General features: G+C 38.2%; 21 protein-coding genes. 14 read left to right on the forward strand and 7 right to left on the reverse strand.

Translation table 11 applies throughout. From position 1 onward, the window contains the following. Window positions 1-9: 9 nt before the first annotated feature. From QF042_RS24830 to QF042_RS24840, 3 genes are all read right to left on the reverse strand, one after another. The gene (locus QF042_RS24830) at window positions 10-1,170 is read right to left on the reverse strand and encodes an esterase-like activity of phytase family protein (protein ID WP_307532837.1); all 1,161 of its coding nucleotides are present in this window, start codon (window positions 1,168-1,170) and stop codon (window positions 10-12) included. Window positions 1,171-1,358: 188 nt separating this feature from the next. After that, window positions 1,359-2,512 (reverse strand): IS3 family transposase gene (locus QF042_RS24835; RefSeq protein ID WP_307528534.1). Its coding sequence is split into 2 segments (ribosomal slippage): window positions 1,359-2,278 and window positions 2,278-2,512, totalling 1,155 coding nucleotides; the frame shifts between segments, so codons are not numbered across the junction. A gap of 610 nt (window positions 2,513-3,122) precedes the next feature. Continuing rightward, entirely contained in the window at window positions 3,123-3,962 is an 840-nt protein-coding gene (locus QF042_RS24840) for a DUF6515 family protein (RefSeq protein WP_307532838.1), read from the reverse strand. A gap of 230 nt (window positions 3,963-4,192) precedes the next feature. Between QF042_RS24840 and QF042_RS24845 the strand changes: the two genes are divergently transcribed. From QF042_RS24845 to QF042_RS24870, 6 genes are all read left to right on the forward strand, one after another. Next, window positions 4,193-6,064 carry a CocE/NonD family hydrolase gene (locus QF042_RS24845; RefSeq protein ID WP_307532839.1) on the forward strand — a complete coding sequence of 624 codons (1,872 nt, stop codon included), beginning with the start codon at window positions 4,193-4,195 and terminating at the stop codon, window positions 6,062-6,064. A gap of 87 nt (window positions 6,065-6,151) precedes the next feature. Further along, window positions 6,152-7,804 carry a M1 family metallopeptidase gene (locus QF042_RS24850; RefSeq protein WP_307532840.1) on the forward strand — a complete coding sequence of 551 codons (1,653 nt, stop codon included), beginning with the start codon at window positions 6,152-6,154 and terminating at the stop codon, window positions 7,802-7,804. 834 nt (window positions 7,805-8,638) lie between these two features. Continuing rightward, on the forward strand, window positions 8,639-9,370 hold the full coding sequence (locus tag QF042_RS24855; protein ID WP_307532841.1) for a head GIN domain-containing protein: 732 nt from the start codon (window positions 8,639-8,641) through the stop codon (window positions 9,368-9,370). 515 nt (window positions 9,371-9,885) lie between these two features. Then, window positions 9,886-10,644 carry a hypothetical protein gene (locus QF042_RS24860; RefSeq protein WP_307532842.1) on the forward strand — a complete coding sequence of 253 codons (759 nt, stop codon included), beginning with the start codon at window positions 9,886-9,888 and terminating at the stop codon, window positions 10,642-10,644. Between the two features lie 10 nt (window positions 10,645-10,654). Further along, window positions 10,655-11,101, forward strand: coding sequence for a DinB family protein (locus tag QF042_RS24865; RefSeq protein WP_307532843.1), 447 nt, complete (start codon window positions 10,655-10,657; stop codon window positions 11,099-11,101). 82 nt (window positions 11,102-11,183) lie between these two features. Continuing rightward, on the forward strand, window positions 11,184-11,966 hold the full coding sequence (locus QF042_RS24870) for an aminoglycoside 6-adenylyltransferase (protein WP_307532844.1): 783 nt from the start codon (window positions 11,184-11,186) through the stop codon (window positions 11,964-11,966). A gap of 234 nt (window positions 11,967-12,200) precedes the next feature. Here QF042_RS24870 and QF042_RS24875 read toward each other — a convergent pair whose 3' ends face one another. Beyond that, on the reverse strand, window positions 12,201-13,091 hold the full coding sequence (locus tag QF042_RS24875) for a hypothetical protein (RefSeq protein WP_307532845.1): 891 nt from the start codon (window positions 13,089-13,091) through the stop codon (window positions 12,201-12,203). 85 nt (window positions 13,092-13,176) lie between these two features. Beyond that, window positions 13,177-13,884, reverse strand: a complete 708-nt coding sequence (locus tag QF042_RS24880) for a DUF2490 domain-containing protein (protein WP_307532846.1) — start codon at window positions 13,882-13,884, stop codon at window positions 13,177-13,179. Window positions 13,885-14,049: 165 nt separating this feature from the next. Between QF042_RS24880 and QF042_RS24885 the strand changes: the two genes are divergently transcribed. The 5 genes from QF042_RS24885 to QF042_RS24905 all read left to right on the forward strand — a co-directional run bounded on the left by QF042_RS24885 (window position 14,050) and on the right by QF042_RS24905 (window position 18,333). Then, the gene (locus tag QF042_RS24885; RefSeq protein WP_307532847.1) at window positions 14,050-15,345 is read left to right on the forward strand and encodes a hypothetical protein; all 1,296 of its coding nucleotides are present in this window, start codon (window positions 14,050-14,052) and stop codon (window positions 15,343-15,345) included. A 145-nt stretch (window positions 15,346-15,490) separates the two neighbouring features. Further along, window positions 15,491-16,684, forward strand: a complete 1,194-nt coding sequence (fabV, locus tag QF042_RS24890; RefSeq protein WP_307532848.1) for an enoyl-ACP reductase FabV — start codon at window positions 15,491-15,493, stop codon at window positions 16,682-16,684. 116 nt (window positions 16,685-16,800) lie between these two features. Continuing rightward, window positions 16,801-17,340 (forward strand): GNAT family N-acetyltransferase, encoded by a 540-nt coding sequence (locus QF042_RS24895; protein WP_307532849.1) that lies wholly within the window; start codon window positions 16,801-16,803, stop codon window positions 17,338-17,340. A gap of 207 nt (window positions 17,341-17,547) precedes the next feature. Next, entirely contained in the window at window positions 17,548-18,000 is a 453-nt protein-coding gene (locus QF042_RS24900) for a cold-shock protein (RefSeq protein ID WP_029277369.1), read from the forward strand. A gap of 165 nt (window positions 18,001-18,165) precedes the next feature. Beyond that, on the forward strand, window positions 18,166-18,333 hold the full coding sequence (locus QF042_RS24905; RefSeq protein WP_307532850.1) for a hypothetical protein: 168 nt from the start codon (window positions 18,166-18,168) through the stop codon (window positions 18,331-18,333). Here QF042_RS24905 and QF042_RS24910 read toward each other — a convergent pair. Next, window positions 18,308-18,895 carry a Fic family protein gene (locus QF042_RS24910; protein WP_307532851.1) on the reverse strand — a complete coding sequence of 196 codons (588 nt, stop codon included), beginning with the start codon at window positions 18,893-18,895 and terminating at the stop codon, window positions 18,308-18,310. The two genes, QF042_RS24905 and QF042_RS24910, sit on opposite strands and share 26 nt — an antisense overlap. Before the next feature lie 227 nt (window positions 18,896-19,122). Between QF042_RS24910 and QF042_RS24915 the strand changes: the two genes are divergently transcribed. Both QF042_RS24915 and QF042_RS24920 read left to right on the forward strand, forming a co-directional pair. Further along, a complete protein-coding gene (locus QF042_RS24915; RefSeq protein WP_108197503.1) occupies window positions 19,123-19,809 on the forward strand; it encodes an SIMPL domain-containing protein in 687 nt (228 codons plus the stop codon). Between the two features lie 97 nt (window positions 19,810-19,906). Next, a complete protein-coding gene (locus tag QF042_RS24920; RefSeq protein ID WP_307532852.1) occupies window positions 19,907-20,221 on the forward strand; it encodes a hypothetical protein in 315 nt (104 codons plus the stop codon). Window positions 20,222-20,399: 178 nt separating this feature from the next. Here the strand turns inward: QF042_RS24920 and serS are convergent, their stop codons facing one another. Next, window positions 20,400-21,671 (reverse strand): serine--tRNA ligase, encoded by a 1,272-nt coding sequence (gene serS, locus QF042_RS24925; protein ID WP_307532853.1) that lies wholly within the window; start codon window positions 21,669-21,671, stop codon window positions 20,400-20,402. A gap of 98 nt (window positions 21,672-21,769) precedes the next feature. On the opposite strand from serS, the gene rsmI reads away from it, so the two are divergent. Continuing rightward, window positions 21,770-22,483 (forward strand): 16S rRNA (cytidine(1402)-2'-O)-methyltransferase, encoded by a 714-nt coding sequence (rsmI, locus tag QF042_RS24930; RefSeq protein WP_029277358.1) that lies wholly within the window; start codon window positions 21,770-21,772, stop codon window positions 22,481-22,483. The last annotated feature ends 5 nt before the right edge of the window (window positions 22,484-22,488 follow it).

The raw sequence follows: 22,488 nt of genomic DNA on the forward strand, positions 1-22,488 counted from the left end.
GAATGATTATTATGGAATGATCTCAAATAAGAAAAATTGTTGTACCTGAGATTTCCCAAAATTATTATCGACACAAAAAATTAAAGAAAGGTGCCCATTTGGCAATTTTGGACCGAAGGTTACGCCTTCAAAATTATCGATATGCCGGTTTAAGGAATCAAAGTCGAAAAGCAATTTCTTGGTTAATGGCTTCGGAGGGGTTTGCACAAAAGAGCTATTATCGATTTCATTTTCAGCACCTCGTAAATCAACCAAATAAAGTTTTAAAAAGGTATGATCATCGTGGCCTTTTGCCCAGGCCCTTTCCATTACCAAAAGGGTATAATTATTAATGGCTAATATTTCGGAAATTCCATTTACATTCCAATCGTTTTCAACGATTGGTTTAACAGGCATTGCGCCAAGATTATAAGCATATTGGGCAATATTCTTTTTGGTAGCTACATCAAACTTTAAAATCCGTGTTAAGGCTTTATCATATTCAAAAGCGGCTTGAGGTCCATCTTGATAAAGTGGTTCTTCTAAACTGGCATACAATGTTTTGTACTGATCGGCGTAAGTTAAACCTTCTAACAAAGCATTTTTGCGGGGGCCGTTTTCAGTTTTTGTAAAGTAAAAACCTTTAGGCAGGGGAATGGTATCCAGGAACTTTCCATCTGTAGAAATAAAGGTTAAGTTGGGCTGAACTATCGTCGTATCTCCATCCTTAAACAACCTTTCTCCTTCACTGCTCCAAATTAATTGTTTGGTTAAGGGGTTATAACGAACCGATTCGCCATCAGGTTTTACAGTTTTATCAGTGCCGTATTTAGGATATGGTTTCCCATTTTGCTGCAGCATATAAGTAACACCAGTTACCCGAACGGTATCGATCTTATTTTCTTTGATATCAATCTGTGCAGTATAAATCCTCGCCGGACTCCGCTGTGCTGGATCATCACTGATCATGTAGTACTGGTTTTGCTTTATATCGTAATCAATCCCCGACAAACCACCAACCACCGTATTTTGAAAAATTGGATTTAAGGGCATAGTGTATTCATCCAGAAACTTTACAGATGAAATACTGGTTTCAATTTGCTTAACCGCAGCATACTTAGTAACAGAACAGGATGAGAGGACAATAGCAAGAATTGAATAAACGAAGAAGAGCTGCGATACAGGTTTCAAATCGAAATGTTTAGGTCGTAAAAATATGGATTTTTTTTTGGTGGTAAATAACTTAACTATTTAGTGGTACCTGTGGAGTCAGATTTTACCATCTAACATAGGTTGAATTAATAATGGAATTGCAATAGTTTACTAGAGTTTTTTCGTTGTCAGATCAATTATTTCGAGAAGCATTACTTGGCTTTCTTTTAAGCAACATTTTTTCTATTACTTAGCATTTCTTCAAATTCTTTTGGAGTCATGTATGCAAGAGTAGAATGCCTTCTTTTTCGGTTATACCAGACCTCCACATATTCGAATATCGCCAATCTGGCTTGGCTTCTGGTGCGAAAATTTTCGTGGTATACCATTTCTGTTTTCATTGTTTTAAAAAAACTCTCCGCCACTGCATTGTCCCAGCAGTTACCTTTTCTGCTCATGCTTTGATTTACTGAAAATTTCATCAATTGCTTTCTAAATTCATTACAAGCGTATTGCAATCCTCTGTCTGAATGAAAAATTAATTCCTGGGTAATCGGACGGTTTCTTATCGCCATTTTCCATGCTGCGATCGTTGTTTGTCCGGCATCCATGGTTTCGCTAAGCGCCCAGCCAACAATTTTTCTATCTGCCAGGTCCATTACTGTCGTCAGATAAAGCCAGCCTTCACCAGTTCGGATATAAGTAAGGTCAGAGACCCATTTTTGGCTAATCTCCGCCGCATAAAAATCTCTGTTAAGAATATTTTCTGCAGGCAGATATAAATGGTCAGGATCAGTAGTCTGCACCCGATATTTATTGCGGGTAATACTTTTTATGTTTGCTTTCCGCATCAATCTGGCTACTCTTGGTCTAGAAACAAGGATTCCTTGTGCCTTTAATTCTGAGGTTATACGGGGCGCGCCATAACGGTATTTACTATCCTTGTGAATCTTTTTGATCTGCACCAAAAGTTCAGCCTGATCAATGGACCGCTTACCCAATGGATGTTTCAGCCAGTAATAAAAGCCACTACAGCTTACCGCGAACGTTCTACACATCTTTTCAACAGGAAATATCTGCCGGTGTTCCTTTATAAATCCGAATATCTCCCGTCTCCCTTGGAAAAGATGCCTACCGCCTTTTTTAATATGTCACGTTCTAGCTGTGCCTCTTTAAGCTCCTTTTGAAGCTTATTGATCAGTTTCTGGTCTTCGGTAAGGTTTACTAAATCTTGTTTAGCTGTTCCTTGCCGTTCCCTCCATTTACTTAGTAGATTAGGGCTTATACCTAATTCTTTTGCAACCTCTTTGATCGATCCACGAACCATAGCTAAATCTAAGGCCATTTTTCTAAAGGGTTCATCAAACATTTGTCTGCTCATATATTCAAATTTAAAGTTTTAAGTTTAAATCTGACAAACAAGACCTCTAGTCAAAGATAGCAACTCCATAACTCGATTAAATGAAACAGTAGGATGGCAACATCCAACTGCACATCTAAAACTTAATGATCTTAACTCCTTAATGATAAAAAACCAGCAATCCCACCATTAAGAAATTGAGAACATTAAGAAGATAGGCTCTTTCTTATAGATATTAAACAATACAGTCGGATGGTAACATCCAACTGCGCATCTAAAACTTCATGATCTTAACTCCTTAATGATAAAAATTAGCACTCTAGCATTAAGAAATTGAGGACATTAAGGAATGTGCACTTTCTTTAGAAAACAAAAACAGTCGGATGGCAACATCCAACTGCATATCTAAAACTTAATGATCTTAACTCCTTAATGATAAAAAAACCAGTAGTCCTACCATTAAGAAATTGAGAACATTAAGGGAATGCATCCTTTCTTAACAAAACGAAACAGTCGAATGTTCCCGTCTGACTGCACTTACGAAAAAGATGCTGAACAAGTTCAGTATGACGAAATCTACGGAACAATACGTGGTGTCAGATGTTGCCATCTGACACTGATAAAATTAAGATTAAAACAACTTACCAATTACACGATAAGTAATATTTGTTCCATCTACTATTTCTTCATAATAAACATCATCAGGCGAAACAAAATACTTTTCGTTTTTAATGGTTACCTCTCTGCACCCTTCTGGCAGTTGATTAATAATATCACCTATATTATGCGTATCAACAGGGCCATCAGTTGTATTTAAAATACCGTCTTTTCCGGCAACCACATATACGGTTTTACCATCAGCATTTTCTTTTTGGGTATAATAAACGCCTTTGTATTCGTAATAATCAACTCCATTAATGGTAACCAGGTTAGCGTCTGATGGCAGGTTCGGAACCTCGGCACCAACTGGTGGGGTTACCACTTCGTATTGACTGTTGTTTTGCTGATAAAACAATCCACCAGAATAATAAAACTGGTTAGCGCCATAATAAAATGGATAATATCCATAAGGCAATACACCAATCCTGAAACCTAAAAACGGTCTGTAAAAATTATAATAACTATAATATGGTCTGTAATAAGATCTTCCATACCCCGGGCGATATCCATAACCCGGTCTAACATAACCTGTTCCAGGGCGGTAACCTGGTCTGTTATAGCTATAACTGGGTCTTGCTGGGCGGCCACCATTGCTCGGCGCATAACTACCTCTTCCTGGCGCATGCATCGATGGTTGTCTGGAAATAGCACCACCACCTCTAGATGGGCTGCTTACCGAACCTGATCTGCCGCCCCCAGCAGAACCTCCGCTCCTACTTGGTCGCTGTGCCGAAACAGTCTCGATACTCAAAGTTGCTATCATCGCTGCTGCAGCGAAAACAACCAATCCTTTATTTAATAACCTATTCATTATTTTGTGTTTATTTCGATTATCTATATGACGATGAAAATTCCTAAAAGATTATCCCTTAACAATATTTAACTAAATTTTGATAAAGTAATGACGAAGAGCGGGTTTTAGTGTCAAACACATCATCCATTTACATGATTCATCTTTACTAACAAACCTTTTACGAGCTATTTTTTCTAATCAATCGTTAATCACCTATATTTAAATTTTATTCCTAAAAACTAGCTTAAATGAACCTTACCAGAATTTTCAGTCTTTTAATTTGCCTGTTTATTTCTAATGAATTAATGGCCCAGCAAACCGATTCGGCATATGTTAGAGAAAATTACACCAAAATAGAACGCCAGATCCCCATGCGCGATGGAGTTAAACTCTTCACTTCCATTTATATACCCAAAAATCAAACCAAAAAATATCCATTTTTAATTAACCGCACGCCCTATACCGTTGCACCTTATGGCGAAGATAAATATAAGCTGAGTTTGGGCAATTTTCCGGCGATGATGCGTGAGGGATTTATTTTTGTATATCAGGACGTTAGGGGCCGTTGGATGAGTGAGGGTACTTTTGCCGATATCCGCCCCCAGCTAGTTGGAAAAAAGTCTAAAACCGCTATCGATGAAAGCACCGATACTTACGACACCATCGATTGGTTGATTAAAAACGTAAAAGGCAACAATGGTAATGCCGGTATTTATGGCATTTCGTACCCTGGTTTTTATTCTACCACCTCATTGCCCAATGCGCATCCTGCACTAAAAGCTGTCTCACCTCAGGCGCCCGTTACCGATTGGTATATGGGTGATGATTTCCACCACCGTGGTACATTGTTCCTAATGGATGCCTTCAGTTTTATGGGCAACTTTGGTGTGCCAAGGCCTAAACCGATTACACCAGATAAAGGACCTAAAGGTTTTCAGTTCCCCATTCAGGATAATTATCGTTTTTATTTAGAAGCCGGATCGGTTAAGAACTTAAAAGACAGATATTTTACAGATAGTATTAAATTTTGGAACGATTTATTTAAACATCCAAACTTAGATACCTTCTGGAAAGCACGTTTAATTACGCCGCATTTAACCAATGTAAAGCCTGCGGTGATGGTAGTGGGTGGCTTTTTCGATGCTGAAGATGCCTATGGAACTTTTGACACTTACAAAGCAATAGAGAAACAGAATCCTGGCGCCAATAATATCCTGGTTGCGGGTCCTTGGTTCCATGGCGGCTGGGTGCGTAGTGATGGTTCTTCCTTTGGCGACATCCCTTTCGGCAAAACCACCAGTATCGATTATCAACAGCAATACGAACTCCCTTTCTTTAAACATTATTTAAAAGGCGAAGGAGATTTTAATGCAGCAGAAGCCAATATTTTCGTAACGGGAAGCAACGAATGGAAAAAATTTAATACCTGGCCACCAAAAGATACCGAAACCAGAAACCTTTACTTACAGCCTAATGGAAAACTTAGTTTCGAAAAAGTGGGCAGAACCGATAGCTGGGATGAATATGTGAGCGATCCAAATCACCCTGTACCTTATCAGGATGGCATCCAGGCTAAACGTACCCGCGAATATATGATCGATGATCAGCGTTTTGCTGCCCGCCGCCCGGATGTAAAAACTTACCAGACTGATGCCTTAACAGAAGATATTACCTTAACCGGTCCTGTTTTGGCCAATCTCGTGGTTTCGACTACTGGAACAGATGCCGATTATGTAGTTAAGCTGATTGATGTTTACCCTGAAGATGCGCCAAATCCAGTGCCTAACCCCAAAAACCTGATTATGGGTGGTTACGAAATGTTGGTGCGTGGAGAAATTATGCGTGGAAAATATCGGAACAGTTTCGAAAAACCAGAACCTTTTGTTCCTGGTGCCATTACCAAAGTAAATTATCCACTGCCAGATATAGCGCATACCTTCAAAAAGGGCCATAAAATGATGATCCAGATCCAAAACTCATGGTTCCCCTTAGCCGATCGCAATCCGCAGAAATTTATGGATATCTATCAGGCAGAACCGCAGGATTTCCAAAAAGCTACGCACAAAATTTATCATGATGTGCACAACAGCTCCTTTATTACTGTTTCCGCGTTGAAATAAACAAAATCCGTCATTGCAAAAATGCTCACGCTCGTTTTTAACGAGTGTGTAAATAGCCGATCGTTTTAACGATCAACATAAATATAAATGAAAAAGTTACTATTCATCCTTGCTATCAGCATCAGCATTTCGGCTGTACAGGCACAGATGCTCGGCAAAAATCAGGTAAACTCCAGGGCAGATAGTCTCCGAGGTACACTTACCCCTTTGCGTACCTGCTACGATATTAATTATTACCACCTGGATGTGAAAATAGATATCGACCAGAAAACAGTAAGCGGCAGCAATGAATTTGCTTTTACTGCCACACAGGATTTAACCAAATTACAGTTCGATCTTTTTGATAACTTAAAAGTAAATAAGGTAGTATACCGAGGTGTCGATTTACCTTATACCCGGGAATATAATGCGGTTTTTGTAACCTTCCCTAAAGCAGTAAAAAAAGGAAGCAAAGATAAATTCACGGTTTTTTATTCAGGAAATCCTTTGGTGGCAAAAACACCACCTTGGGACGGTGGGTTTATCTTCAAAAAAGATGAAGCAGGCAATCCTTTTGTTTCTGTGGCCTGTCAAGGTTTAGGAGCAAGTGTATGGTGGCCAAATAAAGATCACCAGAGCGATGAAGTAGATAGTATGTTAATCAGCATTAGCGTTCCAAAAACTTTGCAGGAAATATCTAACGGACGACTGAGAAACACCGTCGATAAACCCGATGGTTACAAACAATACAACTGGTTTGTCGCTAATCCCATCAATAACTACGATGTAACCTTTTACATTGGCAAATATGCCCATTGGCAAGACAGTTATGATGGCGAAAACGGAAAACTCAGCATCGATTACTTGGCGTTACAAACCGATAGCGCCAAGGCCCGCCCACATTGGGATGCCGATGTTAAACCCATGCTTAAATGTTTCGAGTATTGGTTTGGCCCTTACCCATGGTACAAAGATGGCTACAAACTTGTTCAGGCACCACATTTAGGCATGGAACATCAAAGCGCAGTAGCCTATGGCAATCAGTTTAAACCAGGCTATTTAGGTAAAGATTTAAGCGGTACAGGCCATGGTTTAAAATGGGATTTCATTACCATCCACGAGAGCGGCCACGAGTGGTTTGGTAATAATATCACCTCGAAAGACATCGCCGATATGTGGATTCATGAAGGTTTCACCAATTACTCAGAAGTATTATTTACCGAATGTACTGAGAACAAAGCGGCTGCAGATGAATATGTAATTGGATTACAAAAAATTATTCAAAACGACATTCCGGTTATCGGCCCTTATGGAGTAAATAAAGAAGGTTCAGGCGATATGTATCCAAAAGGTGCAAATTTGATTAGTACCATTCGCCAACTCATCAATAATGACGAAAAATTCAGACAGATCTTGCGCGGATTGGGTAAAACATTCTATCACAAAACTGTAAGCACCGCCGAGATCGAAAATTACATAGCTAAACAAAGCGGACTTAAATTAGATAAAGTTTTCGATCAGTATCTACGTTATACGAAGATTCCTGTTCTGGGATATAAAATCAATAATGGCACCCTCACTTACCGATGGATTACGGATGTAAAAGGTTTTGATATGCCTGTGCGTGTAACACTAAAAGCGGGTGCTTATACTTTAATTAAACCTACAAACGGCTGGAAAACCATTAAAGTTGATGCAAGCATAAATGCAGATAACTTTCAACATGATCCGTTGTTTTATATCAATGTAAAAAAAGGATAAATAGTGATCTGCAGATTTTGGCGCCGTCATCCCCAACTCGATTGGGGATCTTAATGCGATAGGCTTTAAGATTCCCGCCTGCGCCTATCGTGTGGACACATCTTTTTTAAGAATGGTTTGGGCATCATGCTAGCTGGCTTTAATAAACCACAGTCTTTACCGAAGGACGCCGTCAATCCCAAGTGGCGGGAGAATCAAAAAAATAGGTGCACAATGGCCCAAATAGCATTGCCAAACCTGAAACGCAGTGGTTTTGTGTTCATTAGCACTGAATTCAAGTTTAATATAAATTGAACACAAACCCCGAAGGGCTCAATCAGACCAAAGAAAACAAAAACAATACCTGATTAAACGAAGTGCCACTGTTTTTTTGATGAGCGTAGGGAGGTGAGAAGCCACATTGCTGGATTGACAAAGCGCTTTGGGTACTTTGGCGCTCCAAAATGCGTTAGCATTCTTGAGCACAAATAAAAACAGCAAGACCTGCGAAAAACTACCATGCCCCGCGGCAAAGAGCGGAAAAAATTAGTGTTTGCGCTCAAACGACTTTTTTTTGAATCAGAGAGCTGTTAATGGCAGGAAAGATGCTGATCCCGAAGCTTCGGGACAGCATGACGACCGCCTTAGACAAAGAGCCTAAACAAATCTACTTAACAAAAATGTGTTCACACGAAATACCTACGCGGGAATGACGAGCATTATAATTTGTCAACCCGAGCATAGTCGAAGTCCATCATAAAGAGAATTAAATTCCATCTTGTGCAACTTTTTGGCAAAACCATCGTCTTATAAGAAAAAGCTCATTATTTATCTAAAAAAATAAAAATCTATACCATGAAAAAAGTATTTGCCATATTATTAGCATCCCTAACATTAACCTCTGGTATTAATGTAATGGCTAAAGATCAAACCCACATCAATTCGTCGAAATTCAATAATGATGAAAGAGATGTAGCTAACTTTACCTCAGTTGCGGGTGCAGGGCCAATCAACATTGTAATCACATTGGGCTCAAAAGCAAGTTGCCGTTTAGAAGGCGATGCTGACGCCATTGCCTCCATTGTAACAGAAGTAAAAGGGAATGCACTCATTATCCGTCCGGAAACAAGCATTACCAGTTGGTCTAGAAAATACGAAGACAAAAAAATAACGGCTTACGTTACTGCACCTTCGCTAAAAAGCTTATCGATGAGTGGATCTGGCGCAATGACGGTAAATAGCAAAGTTAGTGCTGGAGATTTCGCAACCGTTTTAAGCGGTTCTGGCAGTATAAAAGTAAATGCCGATGTTGACGATTTTAGCGGCGTAATCAGCGGTTCAGGATCAATCAACATCAATGGCAGTGCCGATCATGCTAAAGTAGTCATCAGCAGCTCGGGTACCTTTGGCGGGAAATCTTTTGCAGTAAAAACATTATCAACAACGATTAGCGGATCAGGAACAGTTAACATTGCGGTAGATGAAAGCATTAGAGCAGTAATCAGCGGATCAGGCAGTGTAAATTACTCTGGTAATGCATCTGTAGAGAAAACCATTGTTGGCTCAGGAAGAGTAAGAAAAGTATAAACTCATTTGATTTAAAATGGACGTCTCGAAGAAATTCGGGACGTTTTTTGTTTATCATAACCGTCACCCTGACCTGTAGCGCAGCGGAAAGCTACGTAGTAAATTTATTTCATGAAACATCTTCGGTGGAAGGATGTGCTTTAACATTCTTTTATTATTATGAAAAGCAGATTATTGCTACTATCAAGTGTCAGTCCCGCTATCATTTCAAGTCCTCGTCCCAGTGAAAAACTGGCTCTCCGGGCTTTCCATTTTATCGGGTTTATGATTCAATGGCTTCTGCCCTGCAAACCCTAAATGCAATACTGCCTTAACCTTTTAGCTCCGGTTGAAGTGGTACCCTGCAGCAACGAGGTACGAGGAAGCGAAGCGTGCAAGCGTAAAACGGGAGGAAAATTATTGTTATGCACAGGCACTGCGCTCCATAAAAAAGGCTTCCAGTATTAGGAAAACACATAATAAGGATCGGTATTCAGCTTAAAAAAAATTATCTTCGTCTAACAACACCTCTTCCCATGAAAAAACTATTATTGGCGATCCTTTTATTATTCAATATCAACTTTGTTTACAGCCAAACACTCGATAAAAAATACCTCCCCGTGGCTAGTAATTTTATTGCATTAGTAAAGAGCGGTTCTGTAGAAAAACTGAGTAACAAAATCAAATATCCATTAAACAGGGTTTACCCGATCCCGCCAATTAAAAATAAGCAGGAATTTGTAAAAAGATATAAAGAGGTTTTCGATGATGATCTAGTCAAAAAAATTATTAAATCGAAACCATCCGTAGATTGGGATGATGTAGGCTGGCGCGGAATTATGCTCTTAAACGGCGAATTATGGCTCGATACTGATGGTAAACTCATTGCGGTGAACCACCAGTCAAAGTTAGAAGCCAAAGAGCAAGGCAGGTTAATTAATGTAGAAAAAAGTAAGTTGCATCCATCAATCGGTAATTTTATACAACCAGTACTCGTTTTCGAAACAGCTCAATACAAAATCAGGATTGATGACCTGGGCAATAATAATTATCGTTACGCTTCCTGGCCTTTAAAAAGTAAAATGAGCGATAAACCCAAATTGGTTTTAACCAATGGTAAATGGACACCCGATGGCAGTGGTGGAAACCACAATTATCAATTTAAAAGCGGCGATTATTTGTATACCTGTTTCATTACAGTGATGGGTGAGGCCGGAGCGCCGCCAGCGCTACTCGAAATTAGCAAGGCAGGAAAACAGATTTTATCCCAGCCAGCAAAAAAATTAATCCCTTAAAATCCAGAACATGCTTACCAAAACCTTAAAATCCCTTTTCAATCGCGATCTGCACAAACTGAAATTCGAAATTGATGCCTACCAAAACGAAAATAACTTATGGCGGGTAGATAAGGGTATTGCAAACTCAGCAGGGAATCTTTGCCTGCATTTAATCGGAAACCTCAACACCTATATTGGCGCAACTTTGGGTGGAAGCAATTATATCCGCAACCGCGAACTGGAGTTTTCGTTAAAAGATGTCCTAAAGCAAGAGCTTATCAACATGATCGAAGCAACCCTAACCGTAGTTGACGAAACGCTGGATAAAATAACCGATGAACAACTCAACAGTGAATACCCTATGCTGGTATTCCAGGAGAAAACCTCAACCGGGTTTTTCCTGGTGCACCTTACCACGCATTTAACTTACCATTTGGGGCAGATTAATTACCATAGAAGATTATTGGATGTATAATTGTCGTCATCTGATAGTTATCGATGCGAACAGAAGCAAGGCCCTTGCAAAGGGGGTAAAGCAATCTTAATTAAAAAACACCATGATACAACAACTCTTCGCTCAACACGCCACCGAAATATTAAAAAGCGATGAATCTGTTATCGGCTTAGCTGTGGGTGGCTCCTGGCTCAGTAATGAGATTGACGAATTTTCAGACCTCGACCTCATTTTGCTAACTAAAGAAAAGGTATCAACCGATAAGTCTAAAATGCTCCAATACGCCAACCGCCTTGGCGATTTGATTTCTGCTTTTACAGGCGAACATGTTGGCGAACCGCGTGTATTGATCTGCATTTACGATAAACCATTATTGCACGTTGATATCAAATTTTTAACGCTTGACGAATTTGCCTCTAGGGTAGAAAACCCTACCTTATTAATCGATCGTGATAATCAATTACAGCGCATCCTCAATCAAACAGAAGCCAAATTCCCTTATCCCGACTACCAATGGATTGAAGACCGCTTTTGGACCTGGATACATTATGCCCTCTTAAAAATCGGCAGAGGCGAATATTTAGAAGCTTTAGATTTTTTCGGCTTTTTAAGGATGGTAGTGTTTGGCCCCTTGCTTCACATCAAAAATAACAACCTGCCACGAGGTGTGCGTAAAGTAGAATCGCAGCTCCCTTCCGAAGATTTTAACTTACTTAAAGGTACCATTGCTGAATACAATAAAGCATCGTTAATCGAATCGCTGGAAAATGCGATTAAGCTTTATAAAAAGTTAAGAATTGATCTGTTCGATAGCGTTACTAAGCAGAACAAGAAAGCAGAAGATGCTGTAATGCAGTATTTAGTCGCGATAAAAGAAAGATCATAATTTCTAGCAGCTGAAATAAAAAGCTTAGTGCATTAAGATTAGCTTCACTGATTCACTTTGTGGGAATGAAGAAATCCAAGGTATTCCGTGTCTTCGGTGCATCCGTGACTATTTTTAATCGACAAGTCAAAAAACAATAATCTGCGTTGATCTTTTAATCTGCGGGACAACTGTAGTGCACTAACTCGTCACACCCAAAACAAAAAAGAGGCTTAAACCTCCTTCCATATCTTTTTAAAACTGAACCCCGATCAACCACATATTTTCAATGTAATTAATCTTCTGACTAGCCTTGTCGTACTCATCCCAGCCAGTGGTATGCACATTGGTTAAATTGGTAGCGCCGAACTTAGTGGTATTTTGTAGGTAAACGTTTTTCCAAACATAAAACTTAAGTCCAACTTTTGCAGAAACACCGTAACCCGAAATACTGAAGTGGTTATTTCTGCCCTGTCCGAATAAACGTACATCAGAACGTGGAACCATCATGCCACCACCTAAACCAGTTTCTAAAGTTAAAGAAGTATTGCCTCCGGGTGCAACCCAAATATCATCATAACGCTCAATTTCGATATTGGCATAATTAAACCCATCAGTATGCTCGTAGGTTAACATGCTCTCCTTAACATTAATGCTTTGTCCATTATAATCGCCTGCCAAATTACCTGTAGGTGTATTGGTTGGCGAAATATTTGACCCGATATGGCCAGTAATTGCCACGGTTTGTGGGATATCCATCACATATTTCATGTGGTCCCAGCCGATTGAGATACTGTAGTTATCTTTGATAAAATAACCTGCACGGATATTGTATTGTGGTACCGTGATTAATCCAGGATTTAAATAAGCCCAGCTTAATTTCGATTGTCGATCATGAGCCACAACATCCTTTAAAGTAAAATCGTAATTCGGCCCTTGAAACCTGATATCGCTTTTACCATACCAGGAGCTATTATATCCCCAGTGAAAATAAAAATCGCCTTTACGCGAAAAATTCCTTTTATGCTCAGGATTAAACAAACTTTTGGAAGTTGGGGCATTATTGGTTGATGAGGCTTTAATCTCTTGTGCCTGCATCCGCCTGCCAAATAAGAGTGCTAAAAATAGAATGGTAAATCTTTTCACGCGGCAAATTGAGCAAAAAGACCAGTCAATTACAACAACTTTAACATTTTGTAAGAGTTGTTGTACAAAAAATGACTTTAAAACATTAAAACCTGGTGTAAACGGCCAGCTGAATAATGTTATTAACCGTATTGTTTGAAACACCATGGGTAGCCTGGTTCATGTACCCAGCTTCCAGATCAAATTGTTTCGAAAAACGATAACCTGCAGCAAGGTATAACCTGTTCTGATCGAAAACACTATTGTTAATTTTATCCTTATTCTGAAGATTTAAAAACACCTCGTTCTGCAAAGCCACAAATGGCCCTTTAGTAAACGTTGGCTGTGTTTTTTGAAGTGGCTGAATGAGCCTGAAGAAATAGCGGAAACGCTGCGAAAAAACATCTTCGCCCGTACGGCCAATAAAGCGTTGCTCAAGCCTTGCCCTATGGCTGGCAAAAACAGATTTTATTTTATGGCTATAAATATACTGTTCAAAAATGCGGTGTTCGTGTGCAAATGAATTACCAGCTACTATCGATTGTGATTGTGTTGTTTGCCATAAATACCCCAAAGCTACATTGTGTTTATTGTTAATGAAATATTGTAAGGCTGGCCGCACTAAGGTATTTCTCAAGTAACCCCAATCATCAGCTGAACGCAACTGAACATCGAACTGAAGGCCCCATTTTTCATTAAACTTGGTGTTATTTAAAAACATAAACCAACCCGAATTTTGATGTTGGGTTTGTGCATAAAGCTTTCCAGATACCATAGTGAGTAGCACTATAGCAGACAATAATATTTTTTTCATAAGACGATAAACCGGTTTTATCTGTGTGCCGCTAAATTAATAGAAAATGGATAAAGCAAATAATTTAACTTTAAATTAATCCTCAAAAAAGATGTGATACGCTTATCTTTAAGTTTTAATTCATTTGAAAATCATATGCGTTTCCTTTTAGGAATTTTGTTAATCATGATTTTGACTGGAGCAAAAGCTCAGAACTTTACAGGTACCTGGGATTTTAAGTATCGTCCTTATCCCGCAGCTTTACCAATTAATGTGCAAATGAATATTGGCAAAGCGACTGAAAAGATGCTTTATCCGGCCAACTTAAAAATTACAAACGGTGATTTTATATTTAGTTATGAGCTCTTGCTTGTTCAAAAAAATAGTACCCAACTGGGCATTGGTCGAAATAAGTACCCGATAATAGAAACCCCTTTCAAAATTAAACAATGGATGCCCTACCTCAATGGCGTACTTACGCTGAGTAAATCCAAAAGCGGACAAACACAATTAAGTTTACAACGGATGTGGATCGATAACTTTGGGCTTTTTATGCGGGGTTTAGATGAGGGTGATGAAATTTACGAAAGCTCAAAAGTAAATATGAGGAATCTTTTATATCGCGAAAAGATTACCTTAATAAAAACAAATTCAACGCCCTGGACAGATTCTCATATTCCCAGGATAGTGGCCCCTACCGGGAAGAATAATATTTATTATGGCATTTACGATCCAATTATCACAAAAGATAGCGTTGTTACCCTGGCCATACAGGATGAAGAGCTTATAGATGCAGATACCATCACACTGATTCAAAATGGCAGGATGATTTTAAACAAACATGCCATTGATGAGAAAAAATTTAGCCATAAACTACATTTAGATACAGGAATGAATACGCTTGCACTTTTTGCAGACAATTATGGTCGCAAGCCGCCAAATACTGGAAATTTGATTGTTAAAACAAGCGAAAACATGTATAGTTTTGATTTTTCAAACCGGTCAAATGCTTTTGCAACTTTTCTAGTGGCTAAGTTTTACAGGGCATATTCAAAACCTACGTTATCAGATAATCAATCCATCAGCAATAAGCCTGTAGAAATACAAAAGAAAAAAATTGCTCCGGAAAAACCCATAGACAGAAACACCGATGTTATTGCAAATATGCACGTTGAAAACAAGCAAATAGAACTTGAAATTTGGGACGGCCAGGTAGAAGATGGAGATAGTGTGTCTATAAAACTTAATAATGAATGGGTCCATCAAAAAATTGCAGTTAAAAAAACATCCAAGCGGTTTTACCTAACATTGCAACCAGGCAAAAACACTTTATTGTTTCGAGCAGATAATTTAGGAAGTGTTCCACCAAATACAGCTGTGCTTTGCATTTACTATGGTGATAAAACACGGACAGTTTACCTGGATACCGATATGAAAAGAGATAATATTCTAAATATAGAATTTAGATCTAAAATGAATTAAACAAATGTAAAAGCTTATTATTTAAAATTCATTTAGTCATAAACAATTAAAAATTTATCTTCGTTAAAGATTTGGGCATTATGGTATTTTCAATATCCTTAAATTGCGCTTATTTTAACATTACAAAACGTAAATAGAACAAAAAATGATTATCGAACCTAGAATGAGGGGCTTTATCTGTTTAACTGCACACCCTGATGGTTGCGCACAAAACATAAAGAATCAAATTGAATATGTAAAATCTAAAGGAGCTATAGATGGCCCTAAAAAAGTATTGGTAATTGGCGCATCAACCGGCTTCGGTTTAGCTTCGCGTATTGCTGCTGCTTATGGATCTGGCGCTTCTACAATTGGCGTATTTTTCGAAAAAGCACCTTCTGAAGGCAAAACTGCATCACCAGGTTGGTACAACAGTGCAGCCTTTGAAAAAGAAGCCCATGCTGCTGGTTTATATGCAAAAAGCATTAATGGCGACGCATTCTCCAAAGAAATTAAAGAAAAAACAATTGAATTAATCAAAGCTGATCTTGGCCAGGTTGATTTAATCATTTATAGCCTGGCATCGCCGGTTAGGAAACATCCTGATACCGAAGTGCTTCACCGCTCTACCTTAAAACCTATCGGCGGAACTTATACCAATAAAACTGTCGATTTCCACACTGGTAATGTTACCGAAATTTCTATCGAACCTGCTACCGAAGAAGATATTGCCAATACCGTTGCAGTAATGGGTGGCGAAGATTGGGCCATGTGGATTGATGCCTTAAAAGCAGAAAACCTGCTTGCTGAAGGAGCAACAACAGTAGCTTATTCGTACATCGGCCCTGCTTTAACCGAGCCAGTATACCGTAAAGGAACCATTGGAAGAGCCAAAGACGACTTAGAAGCTACTGCTTTTAAAATCAGCGATAAATTGAAAGATATTGATGGTAAAGCTTATGTATCTGTTAACAAAGCATTGGTAACACAGGCCAGTTCTGCTATCCCGGTAATTCCGTTATATATTTCATTGTTGTATAAAGTAATGAAAGCCGAGGGCATTCATGAAGGCACAATTGAGCAGATCCAACGTTTATATGCTGATCGTTTATATACCGGTAACCCTGTTCCTGTTGATGAAAAAGGAAGAATCAGAATCGACGATTGGGAAATGCGCGAAGATATTCAGGCTAAAGTTGCCGAACTTTGGAAAGAAGCAACAACCGAAACTTTACCGGCAATAGGTGATTTACCAGGTTACAGATCTGATTTCTTAAGCTTATTTGGTTTCGAAATTGATAAAGTCGATTATCAGAAAGATGCCCAAGAAGTGGTAGAAATTGAAGGTTTAGTCAACTAACCTAAAAGTACGTCATTTCGACTGAAGTGCAACGAAATGGAGAAATCTATAACCTTGCTAATACTATTAATTATAAACGGCTGGCCCTATTGCCAGCCGTTTTATATTCAAGCCATATGAATTTCGATTTACAGCCTACATTAGCAAACGATTTAATAACGATAGTTCCCTTAAAAGAAGAAGATTTTGAAGCACTTTTTGCCGTTGCTTCCGATCCGTTGATCTGGGAGCAGCACCCCAATAAAGACCGCTATAAAAGAGAGGTTTTCGAAAATTTCTTTAAAGGGGCAATAGAATCAAAGGGTGCTTTTATCGTTTATGAAAAGGATACCAATAAAGTTGTGGGCAGCTCCAGGTACTATGAATTAGATGAAGCAGCAAGTTCGGTTGCAGTTGGCTATACCTTTATTGGCCGCGATTTCTGGGGTAAAGGGCACAACAAAGCATTAAAAAGCCTGATGCTCGATTATGCTTTTCAATTTGTGGATAAAGTAATCTTACAGATTGGTGCTACTAATTTCCGTTCACAAAAAGCGACAGAAAAATTAGGCGCCGTTAAAATCGCTGAATTAGAGGTAGCCTATTACGGTGAGCCCTTAAAATGGAATTTTGTTTATCAGATCGATAAAGATAAGTGGGTGAAAAGGTCATTTTAATATTTAACCACAGATTTTCACAGATAAACACAGATGATATATGTCACCATCCGTGTTCATCCTCTTCATCTGTGGTAATATGCTTTGCTATACAAACTCAAATGACAAGAGCATAACCGAATAAAATCGTATTTATGCTTTAGTATTGTTATCTTTGTATAATTCTCCATTCCACTCATCTTTCAAAACAAAACAATTAAATAAAATATGGCTAAATCTCAGGCAACATACAGTAAAAAAGAGAACGAAAAAAAACGATTAAAAAAACAAAAAGACAAACAAGAGAAAAAAGAAGAGCGTCAGGCTAATGCAAAAAAAGGTTTAGCGCTTGAAGATATGATGGCTTATGTTGATGAAAACGGAAACATCTCTTCAACTCCACCAGATCCGAAGAAAAAGAAAGTAATTAACACAGAAGATATTCAGATCGGAATTTCGAGACAAGAAGATATCATCGATGAAAATCCTGTTAAAAAAGGAACAGTTACATTCTTTAACGACAGTAAAGGTTACGGTTTTATTAAAAACACTGAAACACAAGACAGTATTTTTGTTCACGCAAATGGCTTAATCACTCAGATTAAAGAAGGTGATAAAGTTACGTTCGAAGTTGAAATGGGTCAAAAAGGACCAACTGCTGTTAAAGTATCAAAGGTTTAACAACCACAAATCAATTCTTTTTGCAATTCCTAATTGCAAACATGATTAAAATTCTGCAGAAAATTCTGCTGCGCTAGGTTTTATAACCATATATAATTCCGTCTATTTAAGCATAAAACCTTGCGCATAATTTTCTTCATCCATTCATTTTGAGTATATTTGAATATGAAAATCAAGCAAGAAGATAAGCAAAAGAAAGCTAGTTTATTGAGAGCACAGATTATGGAATCTACGCTTGCTTCATTTAAAATCGAAGGGATTTCTATTCCTCACGAATTAGCTGTTTCCGTTTTGAAAAAAATTGAATTTAGTCTGGAAAAATCAGCGTTATAAACCTCTCCATCAACGTGTATTCATTATCGGCTGCTGCTTGTATTGCTGATATATAATTTTCAAATTCAACACCTCCAATCCTTTCGAATTTTAGAGAACCATAACCTGCTTTCCTGCTCATTAAATTTGCTAGTATCCTTGCGGTTCTGCCGTTTCCTTCTCTAAATGGATGAATTAACAATAACTCGGCATGCACTCTAGCTATATCTGCTATTAATTCTTGCTTGTCTGTATATATTTTGGGTAGCTTATTTAAAATTTCGATCTCAAAATGCTGCATATTATCGCCTAGAAATCTAGCTGCTGCAAATGAGAAGCCTCCTTTTGAAATATTTACATCCCTCAACTTGCCAGCAAAACTATATAATTGCGACAAAGCTAATTTGTGGATTTTAAGAATATATAAAACATTAAATTTTGTCCTCGTCGTTAACGCTTCAGACAGTATAATTTCTGCTTTTAAAAAGCCTTCAAATTCTGCCAAGTTAATATCTGACAAATTAGTTAAACCCAATTTGTTCGGTAATATTTCATCTTGACTATTAGGAATCTGATACTTCATGATTCAATTTAAATAAAAATGTTGTATACGAAAAGGGTGTCATCTCATAAATTACAGCTTAACATCGTTCCAAACCGACAATTTAATTCACCTTCACAACCGTTCTAACTATTTCATTATCTGTACTTATTAAGTATTTTCACATAAAAAAATAAAAAAATTGATAATCCCGGTGTGGAATTTGTGCACGGTTTACATCATTACAGTACACACAAAGAAAATAAATTATGAAAAAGTTAATAGCACTTGCACTGGTTGCATTTTTAGGATTATCATCAGCGATGGCTCAGCAAGTAGATTTACGCAGAAAAATTAATGTTAGCGGAACTGCAGAAACAGAAGTAACGCCAGATATTATTTATATCGGCATTTCGCTTAAAGAATACTTAAACGGAAAGAAAAAAGTAGACATTACAGAACTGGAAAAACAATTGTATGCTGCCGTACAAAAAGCAGGTATTGCAAAAGAAAATTTAACCATCAGCAATTTAAGCAGCTGGAACTACGCTACAGAAAAAAAGAAAAATCCTGATTTCTTAGCCAGCAAACAATATCGTTTAAAAGTTAGCGATCTGAACAAATTCAACGCCATACTAGAGTCGATAGATGCCAAAGGAATTGCCAATACGAATATTGAAAGCTACGATTATTCTAAAATTGAAACCTTAAAAAAAGAGCTTAAAATTAAGGCCTTATTAGCGGCAAAAGAAAAAGCAGCTTATATGGTAGAAGCATTAGGCGATAAATTAGGTGGTGTAATTGAAATACAAGATGGTGGAGACAATGTAATACAACCTGTTTATAGAAATTACGCAATGAAAGCCGAAATGGCTGATGCTGCCGGCGCTCCTGAAATTGATTTTAAAAAAATTAAGCTGAATTTCACAGTAAACGCCATTTTCGAGATCAAATAAGAACTTTAACAATTAAATTAATGCTTTTCAAAACCTATCAGAACATTTTGGTAGGTTTTTTGTTACGTAGAGATCGAACACTAAAAAATTAGATATTATGAAAAAATTCATCTACACGTTAGCCCTGATTTTCGCTTTAGGCATTAGTTTTAATTCAGCTCAGGCAGCTGATAAACCTGCGAAAAACCCAACAGAATTAACTGCAGAACAAGCAGTGAAACTGGAAAGAATTAAAACCCGCGTTGAAGAAATCAGAGACATGGACAAATCTAACTTAACGAGAGCAGAACGTAAAGCTTTACGTAGCGAGTTAAGAGAATTAAAAGGTCAGGCCCGTGCAGTTTCTGGAGGTGTTTACCTTTCAGTTGGTGCAATCATCATCATCATTTTATTGTTGATCTTGATTTTATAATTCATACGCATAACATCTATCTATAATAAAAACGAAAAGCTTTGCATTACTGCAAAGCTTTTTTTATGCCCTTACCCTTTTAACGGGCTTAGCAATACGTAGTGTCTGTGCATTCCCTCTCCTTCAGGAGAGGGAGGCTCAAGCAGAAGCCTAAGCAGTTGCTATAACAGGTTGAGGTTTAATCAATAATATCAAAACCGGTATATTTCACTAAAGCGTCCGGAATTTTAATTCCATCCTCGGTTTGGTAGTTTTCTAAAATCGAAGCCACAATGCGCGGTAAAGCCAATGCACTTCCATTTAATGAATGTGCCAGTTGCGCCTTACCTTCTTTTCCTTTAAAGCGTAATTTCAAACGGTTACTCTGATAAGTTTCGAAATTTGAAACAGAAGAAACTTCTAACCAACGCTCTTGCGCAGCGCTCCAAACCTCCATATCGTAAGTCATGGCAGACGTAAAGCCCATATCGCCACCACATAAACGCAACACGCGGTAATGTAATCCCAGTTCCTTTAATAAAGACTGAACATATTGGCTCATATCTTCTAAAGTTTCGTAAGATTTATCAGGATGTGTAATTTGAACTACTTCAACCTTATCAAACTGGTGTAAACGGTTTAAACCGCGTACGTGTGCACCGTAAGAACCAGCTTCTCTACGGAAACAAGGCGTATAAGCGGTATTTTTAATTGGAAGATCTTCTTCCTTAACAATTACATCACGATATAAATTGGTTACCGGGACTTCGGCAGTTGGGATTAAATATAAATCATCAACCGTTGAATGGTACATCTGCCCTTCTTTATCAGGTAATTGTCCGGTACCAAAGCCTGAAGCTGCATTAACCAAATGAGGCACCTGCATTTCTTTATAACCTGCCTCAGTAGCATGATCTAAAAAGAAATTGATTAATGCACGTTGTAACTTTGCACCTTTTCCTTTATAAACCGGAAAACCAGCACCAGTAATTTTTACGCCCAGTTCGAAATCGATAATATCATATTTCGCAGCAAGCTCCCAATGCGGTAAAGCCTTACTTGGTAATTGTGCGGGCTCGCCATGTGTTAGAACAACCTCGTTTTCTTCTGCCGTAGATCCTTGCTTTACTAAATGGTAAGGCAAATTAGGCAATTGAACAATTAAATTATGCTGAGCTGCTTCCAGCTCATTTAATTTATCGCTCAGGTTTTTGATATTTTCCTTATGAGAAGCCGTTTGTACTTTAATCGCCTCGGCTTCTTCTTTTTTACCAGTACGCATTAAATCGCCAATTTGTTTGGCAGCTGCATTCGCTTCAGCAGAAATACTATCCAGGGAAGTTTGTGTAGAACGGCGGTCTTCATCTATTTTGATGATTTCATCTACCAGTTCTGGTTGTTTAAAATTACGGATACTTAAACGTTCTAAAACTTTCTCTCTATTTTCGCGGATATAGTTAACTTGCAGCATTATTTAATTTTTTAAGCAAAGATAGCAAGAGTTTGGAGTTTGGGGTAAGGAGTTTGGAAAAAACTGCAAACCGTTAACTGTAAACTGCAAACTGAAAGATGGATGGCAAACTATTTCTCGTACCAACGCCTATAGGCAATTTAGAGGATATGACCTTTAGGGCAATCCGTATATTAAAAGAATGCGATTTAATCCTGGCAGAAGATACCCGTACCAGCGCCCCGATGCTCAAACATTTTGGCATCGATAAAAGAGTTTTCTCACATCATCAGCACAATGAACATAAGGCAACTTCAGAGATTATCAAGTTTTTAAACGAAGGACAAAAAATTGCCCTGATATCTGATGCCGGAACACCTGCCATTTCCGACCCGGGTTTCTTCCTGGTACGCGAAGCCATTAAAAATGATATTGCTGTCGAATGTTTACCCGGCGCAACAGCTTTTGTACCTGCTTTGGTTAATTCGGGCTTACCTGCCGATGCATTTTGCTTTGAAGGTTTTTTGCCGGTAAAAAAAGGCAGACAAACAAAATTTAAAAAGTTAGCCGAGGAAGACCGCACCATCATACTTTATGAAAGTCCGCACCGTTTATTAAAAACTTTAGAAGAATTTGCACAGTACTTGGGCGCCGACAGACAGGCATCGGTAAGTAGGGAGCTTACCAAAATGTTCGAAGAAACCGTACGTGGAACTTTGGTAGAAATAAAATCACACTTTGAAAACAATACTTTAAAAGGAGAATTTGTAATTTGCATAGCGGGGAAACCCAACATTAAAAGCAAAAACAAATATGAAGATGCTGAAGAGTAGCTTGT

This window comes from Pedobacter sp. W3I1, from assembly GCF_030816015.1.
Taxonomy (GTDB): Bacteria; Bacteroidota; Bacteroidia; order Sphingobacteriales; family Sphingobacteriaceae; genus Pedobacter.